Annotated in this window: 1 pseudogene; it reads left to right on the forward strand. The window is 72.9% G+C overall.

From position 1 onward, the window contains the following. Nucleotides 1-387: pseudogene (locus EOA32_RS40500) on the forward strand (type VI secretion system-associated FHA domain protein TagH); the annotation flags it as partial.

Raw genomic sequence — 387 nt, forward strand, 5'->3', positions numbered from 1 at the left:
GCCCCGGCAAAGCCGTCGGCCGTCGAAGACGATTTCGGTTTCGGGCCGGCCGCTCCGGCGCATGGCGAATGGCCGGCGGGCCAGCGCGAGCGCGTCGCCGAAAGACCGCAACCGGCGAACCCATGGGATTTGCCGGCGCAGGCGCCCGAGCCCCCTCCCGCGCCCCGGGTGGCCGCCAGTCCGCGACCGGTCCGCCAGCCGCCGGCGGCCCCGTCGCAGTCGCACTCGGACATGGCGCTTCGCGCCGCCTTCCTGCGCGGCATGGGCGTCGAGGAAGCCGATCTCGCCGGCCGCGACGCGATCGCCGAGATGGAGAAGTTCGGGCGCGAGTATCGGCTGATGCTGGAAGGCCTGATGCAGCTTCTGCGCAAGCGCTCGGAGGAAAAG

It is taken from the genome of Mesorhizobium sp. M1A.F.Ca.ET.072.01.1.1, from assembly GCF_004023325.1.
GTDB lineage: Bacteria > Pseudomonadota > Alphaproteobacteria > Rhizobiales > Rhizobiaceae > Mesorhizobium.